The 14,086-nt window shown below is 54.7% G+C and carries 16 protein-coding genes; 5 read left to right on the top strand and 11 right to left on the bottom strand.

Features of this window, described 5'->3' with window-relative positions; translation table 11 throughout:
- Nucleotides 1-60 precede the first annotated feature (60 nt).
- From CAG31_RS20320 to CAG31_RS20310, 3 genes are all read right to left on the bottom strand, one after another.
- Entirely contained in the window at nt 61-1,455 is a 1,395-nt protein-coding gene (locus CAG31_RS20320; RefSeq protein WP_085584467.1) for an undecaprenyl-phosphate glucose phosphotransferase, read from the bottom strand.
- 383 nt (nt 1,456-1,838) lie between these two features.
- Complete coding sequence (locus tag CAG31_RS20315; RefSeq protein WP_085584465.1) at nt 1,839-2,498, bottom strand: helix-turn-helix domain-containing protein; 660 nt, start codon at nt 2,496-2,498, stop codon at nt 1,839-1,841.
- Nucleotides 2,499-2,801: 303 nt separating this feature from the next.
- Nucleotides 2,802-3,545, bottom strand: coding sequence for a winged helix-turn-helix domain-containing protein (locus CAG31_RS20310; RefSeq protein WP_085584463.1), 744 nt, complete (start codon nt 3,543-3,545; stop codon nt 2,802-2,804).
- Between the two features lie 536 nt (nt 3,546-4,081).
- Between CAG31_RS20310 and CAG31_RS20305 the strand changes: the two genes are divergently transcribed.
- Nucleotides 4,082-4,912, top strand: coding sequence for an undecaprenyl-diphosphate phosphatase (locus tag CAG31_RS20305; RefSeq protein WP_085584461.1), 831 nt, complete (start codon nt 4,082-4,084; stop codon nt 4,910-4,912).
- Nucleotides 4,913-4,956: 44 nt separating this feature from the next.
- Here the strand turns inward: CAG31_RS20305 and dusA are convergent, their stop codons facing one another.
- Nucleotides 4,957-5,976: a tRNA dihydrouridine(20/20a) synthase DusA gene (dusA, locus tag CAG31_RS20300; protein WP_085584459.1), complete on the bottom strand. Its 1,020-nt coding sequence runs from the start codon at nt 5,974-5,976 to the stop codon at nt 4,957-4,959.
- 102 nt (nt 5,977-6,078) lie between these two features.
- Between dusA and CAG31_RS20295 the strand changes: the two genes are divergently transcribed.
- The 3 genes from CAG31_RS20295 to CAG31_RS20285 all read left to right on the top strand — a co-directional run bounded on the left by CAG31_RS20295 (nt 6,079) and on the right by CAG31_RS20285 (nt 9,254).
- Nucleotides 6,079-7,167 carry a site-specific integrase gene (locus CAG31_RS20295; protein WP_085584457.1) on the top strand — a complete coding sequence of 363 codons (1,089 nt, stop codon included), beginning with the start codon at nt 6,079-6,081 and terminating at the stop codon, nt 7,165-7,167.
- Nucleotides 7,168-7,270: 103 nt separating this feature from the next.
- Nucleotides 7,271-8,668, top strand: a complete 1,398-nt coding sequence (locus CAG31_RS28745) for an AAA family ATPase (protein WP_256575470.1) — start codon at nt 7,271-7,273, stop codon at nt 8,666-8,668.
- The gene (locus CAG31_RS20285; protein ID WP_085584453.1) at nt 8,655-9,254 is read left to right on the top strand and encodes an HNH endonuclease; all 600 of its coding nucleotides are present in this window, start codon (nt 8,655-8,657) and stop codon (nt 9,252-9,254) included. The genes CAG31_RS28745 and CAG31_RS20285 overlap by 14 nt, the downstream gene beginning before the upstream one ends.
- A 36-nt stretch (nt 9,255-9,290) precedes the next feature.
- Here CAG31_RS20285 and CAG31_RS20280 read toward each other — a convergent pair whose 3' ends face one another.
- From CAG31_RS20280 to CAG31_RS20245, 6 genes are all read right to left on the bottom strand, one after another.
- Nucleotides 9,291-9,557, bottom strand: coding sequence for a pyocin activator PrtN family protein (locus CAG31_RS20280; protein ID WP_085584452.1), 267 nt, complete (start codon nt 9,555-9,557; stop codon nt 9,291-9,293).
- Between the two features lie 286 nt (nt 9,558-9,843).
- The gene (locus CAG31_RS20270) at nt 9,844-10,386 is read right to left on the bottom strand and encodes a phosphohydrolase (RefSeq protein WP_085584448.1); all 543 of its coding nucleotides are present in this window, start codon (nt 10,384-10,386) and stop codon (nt 9,844-9,846) included.
- Entirely contained in the window at nt 10,383-10,850 is a 468-nt protein-coding gene (locus CAG31_RS20265; protein WP_085584446.1) for a hypothetical protein, read from the bottom strand. Before CAG31_RS20265 ends, CAG31_RS20270 begins: the two co-directional genes overlap by 4 nt.
- A gap of 45 nt (nt 10,851-10,895) precedes the next feature.
- Nucleotides 10,896-11,222, bottom strand: coding sequence for a pyocin activator PrtN family protein (locus CAG31_RS20260; RefSeq protein WP_085584444.1), 327 nt, complete (start codon nt 11,220-11,222; stop codon nt 10,896-10,898).
- Nucleotides 11,223-11,380: 158 nt separating this feature from the next.
- The gene (locus CAG31_RS20250; protein WP_085584440.1) at nt 11,381-11,665 is read right to left on the bottom strand and encodes a phage antirepressor KilAC domain-containing protein; all 285 of its coding nucleotides are present in this window, start codon (nt 11,663-11,665) and stop codon (nt 11,381-11,383) included.
- Between the two features lie 11 nt (nt 11,666-11,676).
- The gene (locus tag CAG31_RS20245; protein WP_085584438.1) at nt 11,677-12,267 is read right to left on the bottom strand and encodes a hypothetical protein; all 591 of its coding nucleotides are present in this window, start codon (nt 12,265-12,267) and stop codon (nt 11,677-11,679) included.
- Nucleotides 12,268-12,609: 342 nt separating this feature from the next.
- Here CAG31_RS20245 and CAG31_RS20240 point away from each other — a divergent pair, with 342 nt between their 5' ends.
- Entirely contained in the window at nt 12,610-13,404 is a 795-nt protein-coding gene (locus CAG31_RS20240) for a hypothetical protein (protein WP_085584436.1), read from the top strand.
- A gap of 33 nt (nt 13,405-13,437) precedes the next feature.
- On the opposite strand, the gene CAG31_RS20235 is transcribed toward CAG31_RS20240, so the two are convergent.
- Nucleotides 13,438-14,085, bottom strand: coding sequence for a LexA family transcriptional regulator (locus CAG31_RS20235; RefSeq protein WP_085584434.1), 648 nt, complete (start codon nt 14,083-14,085; stop codon nt 13,438-13,440).
- Nucleotide 14,086 lies beyond the last annotated feature (1 nt).

Genomic DNA, 14,086 nt, shown 5'->3' with positions numbered 1-14,086 from the left:
AAAAACACCACCCACAAAAAAGGGGACTTTCGTCCCCTTGCGCCTTCTACTGCCCGGCCCTCAATAGATGTCCTTCGACAACAACGTGAACGGCGTCTTCACCAGGATCTTCACATCCAGCCACAACGACCAGTTGTTGATGTACTGAAGGTCGATCTCCACGCGCTTCTGCATCTTGTCGAGGGTGTCGGTCTCGCCCCGGCAGCCGCTGATCTGCGCAAGCCCGGTGATGCCCGGTTTGATTCGGTGGCGCGCCATGTACGCGAGAATCTTGCCCGAGTAGTAGTTGTTGTGCGCCACGGCATGCGGACGCGGGCCCACCAGCGCCATGTGCCCTTGCAGCACGTTGAACAGCTGCGGCAACTCATCCAGCGAGGTGCGGCGGATGAAGCGGCCGACCGCCGTGATGCGCGAATCGTTGCGGCTGGCCTGCTTGACCTCACGGTCGTCGTGCACGCGCATCGAGCGGAATTTCCACACCTGGATCACCTTGCCGTTCCAGCCGTGGCGGTCCTGCTTGAAGAACACCGGACCCGGCGAGCTGAGCTTCACGGCCAGCGCGATCAGCAGCAGCACCGGGCTCAGCAGGAGGATGGCCACCAGCGCCACGGCCTTCTCCACCAGGCTTTTGCTCAGCGCCGCGGTCGGTCGGCTGGTCAGCGGGCTTTCGTTCAGGTAGATCGCCGGCAGGCCGTCCACGACTTTCACCGAGTGGTTGAGCAGCGTCAGGCTGTTCAGGTCCGGCACCCACACCACGTCGACGTTGGCATCCAGCAGATCGACGTACATGGCTTCGATCTTCGCCGCTTCGCTCAGGGGCAGGGTGATGTACAGGCGACGGATGCCATGGCGGCGGATCAGCTCCAGCAGTTCCTCCTGGGCGCCGACGACGCGCGGTGCGCCGGCCTCCAGCGCGGGAACGGTGCCGTTGCTCACCAGCCCCACCAGCGGCAGGTTTTCGCTCTGGTTCAGCTTTTTCGCCAGGCCCAGGGCCAGTTCGCCGGTGCCGACGATCAGGGTCTTGTGCTCGCTCTTGCGGGTGCGCTGGTAGTACTTGGAGAACGCATGCAGCGGCGCGTACAGCAACGCCTGGCCGAGGAAACCGTATACGGCCCAGTCGAGGATCACCGGCGGCGAGAACAGCTCATCGGCCTTGCACACGAACGCAATGAACGCCAGGGCGCCCATGGTCATGGACCAGCCCGCCAGCAGGCGACCGAGCCCGGTCAGGTAATTGTCCCGCTTTCGGTAAGCGCCGCTGAACGTGTAGGCCGGCACCGAGGCCAGCACCGCCAGCATGGTGCACATCCGGTAATAGAACTCGACCTTGCCGGTGTGCTGCTCGGCCAATATGAACAGCAGTGAAACAATAAAGCACTGCGCCAATGCCCATTGGCCCCAGAAGGTAAGTCCCTTGAGGCCGGTGTTTCTGTTGATACGAAGAGTAAGATCCATACGATATCCCCAAAAGACGTCCATTCAGGTTTCGACAGTTGAAAACCGAGTTGTTAAATAGACTTGTTGTTTTTGTTGGAGCCAGTGTCCTGAGGTAACAGCGTCGATATGCCGAACTGTCGTCATTGAATAGACTAAGTTATTGCCGGGGATGGTGTCTGACGAGTTCTAACAAGATGGCACAGTGCCAACTATTGAGTGGCAAGAAGTTCCGAACGTTAGAAAAGGTCAAAAGCGGAGGGGTGAATAAATGATGTTGTGTTTGATACTGTAGGAGGCGTGGGAGGCGGGATCGTTCGGAAAAGGGAGGAGGTCAAACAGGAGTGCTTTTTTATTTTTGTTTTTGCACTGTTTCCGTTTGTTTTACATATTCAAAGCCGTGGTTACGCGACGACTTCCTGAATCAGGCAGTAGCCTCGGTTGCGCACGGCACGAAACAGTCGCTCACCGTTGCTGGCGCTCTTGAACTTGTCCTGCAGGCGGCTCAGGCACATCTCCAGTCCGCGGTAGTGCTCAGGCTCCCGGCCGATGCTGAGGATCAATTCGTCACGGCTGACGACGCGCTCCTCATGGTGCAGCATCTTGCGTACCAGGGCCGTCTCAAGGCCGGTGAGGCTGATCTCCACACCCTGCTTGACCAATACGCCATGATCGTCGTCCAGGTGCCAGGCCTCGGAGCCGCCGGCGTCGACGTCGATCGTTCGGGCAATGCCGCCGGTGTCCGCCGTCGCGGGCGGATGACTGTGGAACGGGTTGGCCGATTGGGCCGCCAGCCACTCGGATTCGAGGGTGGCCAATATCTTTTGCGTGTCGTGTTCGATACTGCGCGCGACATTCTTCCTTGTGACGCTCGGGTAGGTGAACTCCATCAGCATGGGGGCGGAAGAGGGCGACGCAACACCTTCGATGAACATTTGTGCCTGGGACGTGCCGAACGAGTTGAACCGCTCACTGGACAGGATCGATTCAAGTTCACGTTGCGACGAAGTGCTGTGTGTCACGACGACAAAATATTTTCGGTGGAGGGTGGTACTGGTTTCCATGTCTCTCTCCTAAAACTGCACGCCAAAATTTGGCTAAAAGATATTCGGCAGGCGAGTAATAACCACCTTGGCAATAACCATAAGGCAGGGTCTGGGCTCGAAAGTGGCCCTCGAATAGACTTCACTCGATCTGCTGCGTGAAACAGGGCTTTATTGTTATGGTTCGGTGTTGCCACCGCGCTCATGCAATCGACAACTTATTATTGAATTTGAAACATGAATGAAACGACGAGATCCAGGATCTTTATATGGTTGCATCAGACGCTCCTTCGTATGCATGCAAAAAAACGGCTTATCCTTGGTTCAGGCGGTTGAGATCAACCCCCTCATCAGACGGTATCCGTATCCACGGATACTCTGAATGGCGTTTGTACCATACATGTCTTTGATTTTTCCACGTAGACGGCTGATCGACTTCTCCAGCGCCCGGGGGTCGTAGAAATTGGTGTTGAGCCCCATGATGTTGGCGATTTCATCATGGCTGAGTATGTGATTGCCGGTCTGCGCAAACGCTTCCAGGATCTTCATTTCAGCGAAGGAGATGTCCAGCTTCTTGCTGGTGTCGGACAGGCAGATGCGCGTGGGATCGAGCACCAGGTCGATATCCCGTTGCCATTCTTCGCTGTTGAAGAACTCGGCCAGCAGTTCTGCGCCTTCGTCGGCGAGGGTATTGAGCTTGATGCAGAAGTCGGCGCCGGCCAGGTAGTACTTGATCTTGTTGAAGGCGCCGCGGCCTGTGAGCACGGCGCAAATGATCGGCTTGAGATTGTCGCTGCGCAGCGCTTCCACCAGCGCCAGGCTTTCTTCGAGCGCCTGGGGGCTGTCGATCACGATGAAGATGGCCCGATACGAGCCGCAATGTTCATGTTGCTTAAATGAACGGCCGTACGAGTTGGCCTCGATCTCCATGTCGGCCCGCACGTGCCTGGCGACCAGCGCACTGAAATGTTCAGCCACGCCACGGGTGCGGGCCAGGGTGAGGACACCTGGCTCGTCGTTTGTCCGGCGTTGGCTTCTAGTGGTCGCCAAGTTCCCTGTAAGCATCATGCATTGACTCGAAAAAGTGCTGACATCGGGATGTTAAAGCACAGTTTCTCATCTGTGACTGACAATTGGTAACATTTGCGCGGATTTTAGACGTGGCTCCCGAGTTTTCTAACAATAACTAAGCTTTTCAAGCTTTTAGTTGATTTTCTCGGAGGGGTGAACTAGTGGAAGAGGGGGCGTTAGATGATGGCGATGTGGAATTGTGCCATCATTTTGTATCTGTGGCGATTTGTTTTTTATGCCCTTTTGCCACTATCTGCCTGCGCATCGATCATTGTTCAAGTGAATGGATAATGTGAGGCGGGTCACATTTTATTGGGCCAAAGCCGATTTTTCCACCCGGGCCCTAAATTTATTTCGATGAATTCGTATCCGGACGATTAATAACATGGCTTGAGTGCGTCTTTTGATAAGGCCTATTCTCCGTCGCCGAGTAGAACAGTCGGGTATGGATACACGAACTGTTTAACATCATAGACGCAATTTCTGAATGCAATGGACGAAGTGCTCTTCAAGAGCGATCTGACGGAGGATTAATGGATTTCTGGACCTTATTCCAGGTGTTGATACTAGGGGCTGTAGAAGGTCTGACCGAGTTCTTGCCCATTTCCAGCACAGGCCACCAGATCATTGTCGCGGATCTGTTGGAGTTCGGCGGCGAACGCGCCATGGCGTTCAACATCATCATTCAACTCGGCGCGATCCTGGCCGTGGTCTGGGCGTTCCGGCCCAAGATCTTCGAAGTCGTCAAAGGCCTGCCGACCCAGCGCAATGCCCAGCGTTTCACCGCGAACCTGCTGATCGCCTTTCTGCCGGCCGTGGTGTTGGGCGTGCTGTTTGCTGACCAAATCCATCATTACTTGTTTAACCCGATTACCGTCGCCGTCGCGTTGGTGGTGGGCGGGGTGGTGATGCTGTGGGCGGAACGGCGGGAACACGTGGTGAGCGTCGACCATGTCGACGACATGCGTTGGTCGGACGCGCTGAAGGTGGGTTTCGTACAGTGCCTGGCGATGATTCCGGGCACTTCCCGCTCCGGGTCGACCATCATCGGCGGCTTGCTGTTCGGCCTGTCGCGCAAGGCTGCCACCGAGTTCTCGTTCTTTCTGGCGATGCCCACCATGGTCGGCGCGGCGGTGTACTCGGGCTACAAGTACCGTGAGCTGTTCCAGGCCGGCGACCTGCCGGTGTTCGCCCTGGGCTTCGTGATCGCCTTCATCTTCGCGATGATCGCCGTGCGCGGGCTGCTGAAGTTCATTGCGAACCACAGCTACGCGGCGTTCGCTTGGTATCGGATCGCCTTCGGTCTGCTGATCCTGGCGACCTGGCTGTTCGGCTGGGTGAACTGGACCGCTGCGGCGGCCTGACGCCTATTCGGCCAGGCGGAGCGATCCGCCTGGCCAAACAGTTTTCAACGTCCTTCGAGCAGCCCGGCGGCCTGATCCAGCAGCGCCAGCGGATCCTTGGCCTTGTGGATGTCCACCGACAGCAACTGACGAAACTTGCGCGCCCCCGGAAACCCGGTGCCCAGCCCCAGCACATGGCGGGTGATGTGGTGCATCGCGCCGCCGGCCAGCAGATGCTCGGCGATGTACGGCCGCAGTTGCGCCAGCGCCTCGGCCCGGCTGATCACCGGCGCCTGGCTGCCGAACAGTTGTTGGTCCACCTCGGCCAGCAGGTAAGGGTTGTGGTACGCCTCACGGCCCAGCATCACACCGTCGAAGGTCTGCAGATGCTCGTGGCAGGCCTCCATCGTCTTGATCCCGCCGTTGAGGATGATCTCCAGCTCCGGAAAATCCGCCTTCAACCGCGCCCCCACGTCATAGCGCAGCGGGGGAATGTCCCGGTTCTCCTTCGGCGACAGCCCCTCCAGAATCGCGATCCGCGCATGCACCGTGAAACTGGTGCAGCCGGCGTCGCGCACCGTGCCGACGAACTCGCACAGCTCTTCATAACTGTCCCGCCCGTTGATCCCGATCCGGTGCTTCACCGTCACCGGAATCGACACTGCATCACGCATCGCCTTCACGCAATCGGCCACCAACTGCGGATGCCCCATCAGGCACGCGCCGATCATGTTGTTCTGCACCCGGTCGCTCGGGCAACCGACGTTCAGGTTCACCTCGTCATACCCATGCGCCTGCGCCATGCGCGCACACGCCGCCAGATCCAGCGGCACACTGCCGCCCAACTGCAACGCCAACGGATGCTCCGCCTCGTTGTGCCGCAGGAACCGCTCGTGATCGCCGTTGAGCAACGCACCGGTGGTGACCATTTCGGTGTAGAGCAGGGCATTCTTCGACAGCAAGCGTAGGAAGAACCGGCAGTGACGGTCGGTCCAGTCCATCATCGGCGCAACGCTGAACCGGCGGGACGGCTCCGAACGGGATTGGCTAGTGTTTACGGGCGCTTCAGAGTTTTCGGATTTCATTGATACTGATCTTTTATACAGCGGTTTTTGCCCATTTTTCCTTGTTTTCCAAGGTCGGTTGCTACAATGTAGCAACCGAATTGGGCAATGTAGCAACCGGAAATGGGCACGATCACATCACGCAAGCGCAAGGACAACTCTACGGCCTACACGGCGCAGATACGGATCAATCGGGACGGGCGCACAGTCTATCAGGAAAGCCAAACCTTCGACCGCAAGCAGGTCGCCCAGGCCTGGATCAAGCGACGTGAGTCGGAGCTGGCCCTGCCCGGCGCCATCGAGCGCGCCAACCGCAAGGGCGTGACGATCAGGAAGATGATCGAGCAGTACCTGGTCGAGTACGAGAAGATCCGGCCGCTGGGCAAGACCAAGAACTCGACGCTAAACGCGATCAAGGAAACCTGGCTGGGCGATCTCGACGACTCGGCGCTGACCAGCCAGAAGCTAGTGGAGTTCGCACAGTGGCGGATGAGTAAAGAGGGTGGCGGTGTTCAGGCGCAGACGGTCGGTAATGATCTGTCGCACCTGGGTGCGGTTCTGTCCGTGGCGCGACCGGCCTGGGGCTACGAGGTAGATCCGCTGGCCATGCCCGACGCACGCAAGGTGCTACGAAAGCTGGGCATGGTGAGCAGGAGCAAGGAGCGCAACCGCCGGCCGACGCTCGACGAGTTAGACAAGCTGATGGCGCACTTTTTCGAGATCCTGGTGCGACGTCCCGACTCCATCCCCATGCCGAAGATGGTCGCGTTCGCGATCTTCTCGACGCGCCGGCAGGAGGAGATCACGCGGATTCGCTGGGAGGATCTCGACGAGGCCCGGCAGGCGGTCCTCGTGCGGGACATGAAGAATCCCGGGCAGAAGATCGGCAACGATGTGTGGTGCCATTTGCCGAATGAGGCTTGGGCGATCCTGCAGAGCATGCCCAGGACCGAGCAGGAGATCTTTCCGTATAACTCCAGGTCAGTATCTGCATCGTTCACTCGGGCATGCCCGCTGCTGGGAATTGAGGACTTGCATTTTCATGACCTCCGGCATGAAGGCGTGAGCCGGCTGTTTGAGATGGAATGGGACATCCCTAGGGTATCGAGCGTATCAGGCCATAGAGATTGGAACTCGCTACGACGATATACGCACATGAAGGGGCGTGGCGATCGGTACAGGTTATGGAAGTGGTTGCCTCGTTTGTTTTAGCTTTATGCAGGGAGGGATTAGCTTCAACGAAAATTAGTTGTCGTGATTGCAAAGTGACGTCTTGAACCATACTCTGTCTCCAGGCTCAAGGAAGGTATAGGTGATGGCAAGAGTACAGAAGTTCCTGCACGACGATAATCTCATTAAATTATTGAAGTCGGCAGAGTTGTGTGAGGATGACAACGTCTTTACGGTTATAGTCGGAAAAAATGGAGAAGGAAAAAGTAGGCTGTTAGCTGACATTGCTAAAGATTATACTATTGAGTATACGTATAAAGTTAACCCTGCTGATAGGTACTTAATCCAACCTTATTATTTGGAATACGATGATGGTTCAAAGGTTGTGGCTGTTTCTACGAGCCCATTTGACAAATTTCCTAACGCCAAAAATGTATTCCATAACTCCGGTTATACGAATTATCGATACGTCGGCATGCGTGGGGAAGGAATGTATCAAGCTTCCTCAGCAGTTTCGCTAATTGGTTCTGCCGCGAAGGGGCTGATTGACAAACTCCTCGCAAGAGAGAGCAATCATAATCTTCTTGCTGTGTTTGATTCGCTAAATTTTACTCCTGTTGTCGATTTTGTATTTAAGCCTGGTTATATCAGATCGTCTAAGGATGGTGGTAAATACAATCCTTATGATATTGGTAATACTGATTTAAGCGTTGAGCTGGATCGTCTGTATCGAGACTTTGGCGTTCTAGTCGATGAGCGTTATTATCCTGTTTTGTTATCGCTAAATCCCGTAAAGTTGAGGGAGGTTTTTAACGCGATGGTGCAGGTTCAGAGCCTTCTCACGAAAAGGAAGGCTGTTGAGCTGAGAGTGAATTTTACAGGTGGATCTGCATCCTTAGATGGTGAAGTTGCCAACGATTCTTATATTCAAGCTATGCTTGTTTTGGTAAATGTTGGATTGATGCGCTTGATTGATCTCAAGCTAGATAAAATAAACTATGGAGAAATGTCCCTAAGGCGTGCAAGTTCTGGAGAGCAATGTTTACTTGTGTTGATGCTTGGAGTTGCTGGTCACATCACTGATGGCTCCATAATTTTGATTGATGAGCCTGAAATAAGTCTGCATCCTCGCTGGCAAGAGCAGTTTATGATGCTTTTGACTACTTCTTTTTCTGCGTATAAGGGATGTCATTTTATTGTTGCTACGCATTCGCCTCAGATTATTGCCAGGCTTAGAGATAAGGCGTGCTTTATAACTTCGCTCTCTAAACAGAAAGTTTATCATGCTGAGGAATTTTATAATAGATCGGCAGATTATCAACTCGCTGAGTTGTTCGACGCTCCCGGTATTATGAATGAATACATATCGCGTCTCGCTTTCAATTTGCTTGCAAAAGTCAAGGCTAGCAGGCAGGTTGATGGCGAATCACTGAGGGAGTTAAAAAGGCTGAAGGAGTTGGATCTGCAGGTTGAACAGTCGGATCCAGTGAAAGAATTAATAAGCTCAGTCGTAGCTGTGTGTGATCAGTATGCCAATAATTAATGATCCTGTTGTTTTGTGTCAAAACTCTCTGGCAATAATTCAGGCAAAACTACAAGAGCCGGGGTTTGATCATACAAAATGGAGTGATGCCGATCTCGAGTCAGTGAGATGTGAAATTCGTGATCATTATCGTGAGGTGCAACGATTGGTGTGCGTCTATTGCCAAGGGCCGGTGGCGATGCGCTCGGCGTTTGGTGCGCCAGTTGAACATATTGTTCCTAAGTCCCAACACCTAGGATTTATGTTTGAGCCAAAAAATCTATGTGTTATCTGTCCTGACTGTAATGAATACAAAGGGAAGCGAGAGGTTTTGGTTGAGCCAGTGCTGGTAGCTAACCGAGTTAACTATCCCACAGATAAAATGGCATTCAGGATCATGCATCCTCATTATGATGAATATGATGATAATATTATGAGGCATAATAAGGTTTATGTTGAGTGCTCTGATAAGGGTGGTTATACTATTTATATTTGTAATTTGAATAGGTTCTTTCGAAAGTTTGGTCGCTGTGATGAATTCGTAAATGATGCTGATCTTGTGCAAAAATCTGAGCGTTTTTACGATCAGGGTAGAGTGGATTTGTAGTTCAAAGCCCGACCTTTGGTTGGGCTTTGAATTTTTTTAATATCGCCCGAGTAGTTTGTTTTGTTCGATTACAGCCTTTTGTCGCTGGCGATCTATGTAATCTGCAAGGTCGTTCAGGTGTATTCCGAGCCCGGCTTTCTGACTTTTGGCGCCAAGGCGAACTACTGGTATGTCGATCTCTCCAGCCATTTGTTTCTGTTTAAATTTTTCTACGGTTAAATTCATGTAGTCTGCGCAAACGCGACTTAGAGGGATAACGGCCTGGCCTTCATATTGGGCCATTAGTAGGAAAATCGTATTCATGAAACCTCCATTCCTTTCTCGTTCAATGCGGTTCCTGAATTTCTTTTACCTTGACGGGGCGTATACCCCTGAGCAGGCTGCGCGGGCGGGCGATTCTGAGCGGTTAGCGCTGCATTGGGGGTGGCTGCCTCGCGCAGCTTTTCGTGGGGTACAAAGCCCTCGGTGGTGCTGCTGGAGGGAGCAATGATGCGTGCTGCTGCGCAGCAGCTGTTGTTTACGGGCGTGGCGCTCCCGCTGGCGTTGCGAAGCAAAGCAGTCTCGGCCTGGGTGGTATTCTGTGCGTGCGTCATGCCGCTTTCCTCCGGTGCTCGATAGCGAGTTGGTCCATCAGGCGCTGGTGGTAGGTGTGCCGGGCTTCGGCGGGCGACCAGGGGCGAATGTGTTCTGGCGATGGTTCTATGCCGGCCAGACGATCCCAGATAGCCGGATCGGTTGGCATGAGGTCGCGGCGCTCGGTGGCCAGCGCTATCAGATCTGCCTGTCGCACGGATGCAGGGAGTTCGGTGTCGAGATCGAACCGGCTGCAGATACGCGCCCAGATCCAGTCCTCGACGTCCTGGTAGGTAGGCATCCACTGCTTGAGGGGGTGCACCATGTCGCCGACGTAGGCCTCTGTGGCGTCGTGCAGTAGGGCAGCCAGCTTGTCCTCGTCTGGCACGAGATCGGCCACCAGGCAGCTGTGCTGTGCCACGCTGTAGAACTCGCGGGTGTGACCACTGAACCGGCACAGGTTGGCCAGCGAGTGAGTGATGTCACGCGGGTCGATGAGGGCGGCATCGGGTTCGTGCAGGTCGAAGTACTTGCCGCTGAAGGTGAGGATCTCGCTCATGCTGCGTCCTCCTGCTTGGCCGGCTCCAGCAGGGCGGCCATGGCGAGGGCCTGGTCGTGTAGAGCTCGGGTTTCGCGTTCGAGTTTTTTGCCGGTGCGGAAGGCGCTGAAGGTCTCTGCGGCTATTCGCAGTTTCTCTGCGATGTCGAGGAGGGTGGCGCGTGCCGTTTCGCCCAGCTTCGAGGCGGCCAGAGCGCGCTCGTAGCGGGCGTACAGTTGTTTGCGGTGGACGTGAGCCTGCTCCAGCGTAAGCTCCAGGTTGCGGAGCTCTTCCGTGCGGTCAGATCGCTTGACGGCGACGCCGTCGGCATATCCATGGCAGCCGCTGATATCGTAGCCCTCTTTGTAACCTACGGTATGACCTTCGTTGTGTCCCTCCTTGAAGCCGTTCCGGTATCCGAGCCAGTAGACGAAGCAGATCATGAGGATGATTGCGATCAGGGCGCTAACTTGAATCTCAGTCATGTGGTGTTTTCCTTGCGGTGTCGGCTGGTGGTGGCAGCCGGTGGGTTAAAGGTCTTGCTCGGTGGTGTCGTCCTGCAGGCGCTGCATATCTTCGTCCGCCTTGTAGGCGCGGATGTCGATCAGCGAGGCGACATGCCGGATGTGGGCGTACTTCGGTGCCTTGCGACTTGAGTCCAGCGTGGTGATGGGGAGCTGGATGCGGCCGCTGTTGATCTCCTCCACGAAGGACCGCTCGTTGAGGTTGCGGAAGTACTGCTCGCGTACCTTGTCCAGCGGGATCAGGACGTCGCCGAAGGTGCGGTAAAGCAGTTCGACGGTGACGGGCTCCGGTGCCGGACGTAGGCGCAGCGGGGTTTGGGCTGTGTTACTCATGGCTTGGTTGGGCCTCCTTGCGTTGTTTTCTGGCTGGATGGTTCCAGGCGTTCAGACAGTGGCGTTTGGTTAGCTCGCGCAGATGTTCAGGGACTTCGAGGAGCGCGGCGTTGCGCTCCTCGCGTGTCCTCATGGCGATGATCTGGCGGGCGTATTCCCTAGGCCACGTCACGGTTGTTTGCCGGGACGGCCGGGAGGTCGATTGCCAGTTGCTGGGCCAGCCAGCCGATTCCGGCTTGTTTCACCCTGGTTGACTGGCTGTACTGCATGCCGAGCTGGTCGTGATACCACTGGCCGTCTCTGACCCGCAGGTATTCGCGGTCGCGCTGCGGGTAGGCCGGTAGGTTGCGGTCGTTGAGCAAGCCTTTTTCACGCATGAGGGCGATGAGTTTGGGCCGGGTCAGGCCGAGTTGGGCGGCGGCTTGGGCGAGGGTGCGTTCCATGGTGTCCTCCTTCATGCCACGTGCGCAGCAGGGGTTGCCGCTGCGGCGAGGTGGAGGATGGATTCGCTGACCTTGCCGAAGATCTCGGCATCATTGCCGCACACGGTGAAGCAGCGGGTGTGCGGCGTGCTGTCGCCGATGCTCAGGATGACGGTGGCGCCTGCGCGGGTGTGGGTGCGGTGGAGGGCGACCTGCAGCGGTGCGTCGAATCCCATGTCGAGGCTGAGCATCCCGCCCGTATGGGTCAGCTCGAACACGCGCTGCTTGTCCTGCACCTCGAAGCGGCCGTATTCGCGTTCTGCGTGCGGTCGGTGCACCAGGTCGCTGGTGTTGCTCGCGTCGAACGGGCCGTTGGCGATCTCCTCGATGAAATCGGCCAGTTTGAGGTGCATTTTCTTGTCGTTCTGCAGGGTCAGCGTGTGGCGTTCGCTGCCCAGTTCGACGGTGAAGGTGCTTTGCGTTGTGCCGCGTTCAGTCTTGAGTCGGAACGCCAGGCATTCTCGCTTGGGCGCCGTCCTGAGGACGTGATTGAAGGTCTCGGTCAGGCTCACCTGAGCGTTGAGCAACTGCAGGGTTCGGTTGTCGATCTGGTACTTGATCATGCCGCATGCCCTCCGCCGTTCGGATCGAATGGGGTGGGGGCAGGGCGAGGTTGCTGCTTCGGTTTGGTGGTGACAAACAAGCAGCCGCTCTCGCGTGCCAGGCGGCGAATCTCGAAGGTTCGGAAGGGATCAGCAGCGGCCGGGTGGACGTGCAGGGTTGCAGTGGTGTGCATGGTGTTGACTCGCTCTGTGGTGGAAGAGTGAGTCAAAATTAACCCATAAGGTTAATAAGTCAAGATTTTATTTACCTTGAAGGTGATTCTGGCTTTTTGACAGGATTCGAAGTCGGATCAGGTAGAATTGGGAAAAACAAACCCAAGTGATGAGTATCTAAAGGGACTTATGAACATAAAAGAATTGTTGACGAAGGACAGTATTATTGTGGCCATACTGCCGATTTTTGGCTATGTAGTAGCAATTGCATATGAGTATGGCTATGCAGCTCATTTTAGCTACCCCGTATCCTTGATCGTGGTAGATCTCAGAATGACTCTGACCTCAATGGTATTGGGTGGAGCTTATGTGTATGCGTTGCTGAGGGTGTTTGATTTCATTAATGCGATGTCAGATGCTGACGGGTATGTTTCGAAGTTTTTTAGGGGGTTGGCATCTAAGTACATGGTCGTAATGATGCTGATGTTTATGTCTGGGTTTGGTGGCCCTGTATTTATTTTGGCTTTGTCATTGTTTGTGATGTATACGGCGTTGCAAATTGTGTTCTTTGTGTTTGGTGCCAAAAAAAATGGCGCTGTGGCGGCCTTGGATGAACTCATAGAGGAAAGTAAGGTCAAGGAAATACCTGCTCCCCGTACTAATTACTTTGCTGGCAGGATATTGAAATGGTGCCACGAATATGGGTTGCTTGTATTAATGATGCTAGGGCTGGTTTTTGGAGCGGGTAGGCTAGTGGCGACTACAAAGCAGCAATATTCATATTTTGAATTGGAAGGCAGTAAATACATCATTGCCGCGATCTACGGCGATAGTGTTGTGGGTGTAAAGCTAAAAGGAGGCGTTGCGCTAGAGGATTTTGCAGTGGTTTCGAAGAGTAACGATGTCATGAGTAAACTGGGAGTTCTATATCTAGATAAATATAGTAGTGAAACGCCGGTCTTGCCGGTTCCTTTGCCATATTAGTGGGGAGGAGTAGGGCTTACTCTGGTTTACATGTTATAAATCGGAAATTTTCCATCTTGCTCTTCCGCATATTGTCCACTCTTCTGTCATGCGTATAATTCGGTCTGGCCAGTCTGGATTTAGGGCGAAAAGATACTGTTCTCCGCCCTCTTGTTTGAGTTGCTTTAGTGTTGCAGCTTGGTCGCTGGTTCTTTTGGCGGCCACAAAATGACCAGGTAGAGCCTCCAGTGAGGGATCAACTACAATCTTATCGCCCTCTAGGAATTTTGGCTCCATACTTATTCCTTCCACTCTTAGGATAAATGCTTTAGGCCCAACCGGACCTGGAGCGTCAATCCATTCCTCCGCGTCAGTTGGATCGAAGTTTCCATGGAATTCGCACCAAGCTCCAGCTGCAATCGCCCCCATCACTGGCAGTTTTCTCCCCGTGTGGCTAAGCAAGGTGGCATTGTTGAATTCCCCTAGCCCAAAGGGCATGTCGAGATAACCACTGTGAAGGTGTAGAGCTTTCTCGATCTCGCGGGCTATCTGATCACCAATCCCTTTTGTTGGATTTTTACCGCCGAACGCACTCACCTGTGCAGGGGCCTTGCCTAGCAGCTCGGCTACGTCGGTCAGACGGAGCTTTTGCTCCGCCATCACTCTGCGGAAATTCTGTAAACGGGTATCTGAAATTTTCATC

It is taken from the genome of Pseudomonas sp. R25(2017), assembly GCF_002112565.1.
In the GTDB taxonomy this organism is placed as follows: domain Bacteria; phylum Pseudomonadota; class Gammaproteobacteria; order Pseudomonadales; family Pseudomonadaceae; genus Aquipseudomonas; species Aquipseudomonas ekonensis.
The sequence above is the reverse complement of the archived record's forward strand: the minus strand, read 5'-3'. Positions and strand labels throughout refer to the sequence as shown.

Coding starts and splice junctions, on each gene's coding strand:
- CAG31_RS20265 (WP_085584446.1), bottom strand. CDS start 10,850: ATGACTGAGATTCAAGTTAGCGCCCTGATCGCAATCATCCTCATGATC.
- dusA (WP_085584459.1), bottom strand. CDS start 5,976: ATGAAATCCGAAAACTCTGAAGCGCCCGTAAACACTAGCCAATCCCGT.
- CAG31_RS20235 (WP_085584434.1), bottom strand. CDS start 14,085: ATGAAAATTTCAGATACCCGTTTACAGAATTTCCGCAGAGTGATGGCG.
- CAG31_RS20245 (WP_085584438.1), bottom strand. CDS start 12,267: ATGATCAAGTACCAGATCGACAACCGAACCCTGCAGTTGCTCAACGCT.
- CAG31_RS28745 (WP_256575470.1), top strand. CDS start 7,271: ATGGCAAGAGTACAGAAGTTCCTGCACGACGATAATCTCATTAAATTA.
- CAG31_RS20295 (WP_085584457.1), top strand. CDS start 6,079: ATGGGCACGATCACATCACGCAAGCGCAAGGACAACTCTACGGCCTAC.
- CAG31_RS20320 (WP_085584467.1), bottom strand. CDS start 1,455: ATGGATCTTACTCTTCGTATCAACAGAAACACCGGCCTCAAGGGACTT.
- CAG31_RS20280 (WP_085584452.1), bottom strand. CDS start 9,557: ATGAATACGATTTTCCTACTAATGGCCCAATATGAAGGCCAGGCCGTT.
- CAG31_RS20305 (WP_085584461.1), top strand. CDS start 4,082: ATGGATTTCTGGACCTTATTCCAGGTGTTGATACTAGGGGCTGTAGAA.
- CAG31_RS20250 (WP_085584440.1), bottom strand. CDS start 11,665: ATGGAACGCACCCTCGCCCAAGCCGCCGCCCAACTCGGCCTGACCCGG.
- CAG31_RS20310 (WP_085584463.1), bottom strand. CDS start 3,545: ATGATGCTTACAGGGAACTTGGCGACCACTAGAAGCCAACGCCGGACA.
- CAG31_RS20315 (WP_085584465.1), bottom strand. CDS start 2,498: ATGGAAACCAGTACCACCCTCCACCGAAAATATTTTGTCGTCGTGACA.
- CAG31_RS20260 (WP_085584444.1), bottom strand. CDS start 11,222: ATGAGTAACACAGCCCAAACCCCGCTGCGCCTACGTCCGGCACCGGAG.
- CAG31_RS20285 (WP_085584453.1), top strand. CDS start 8,655: ATGCCAATAATTAATGATCCTGTTGTTTTGTGTCAAAACTCTCTGGCA.
- CAG31_RS20270 (WP_085584448.1), bottom strand. CDS start 10,386: ATGAGCGAGATCCTCACCTTCAGCGGCAAGTACTTCGACCTGCACGAA.
- CAG31_RS20240 (WP_085584436.1), top strand. CDS start 12,610: ATGAACATAAAAGAATTGTTGACGAAGGACAGTATTATTGTGGCCATA.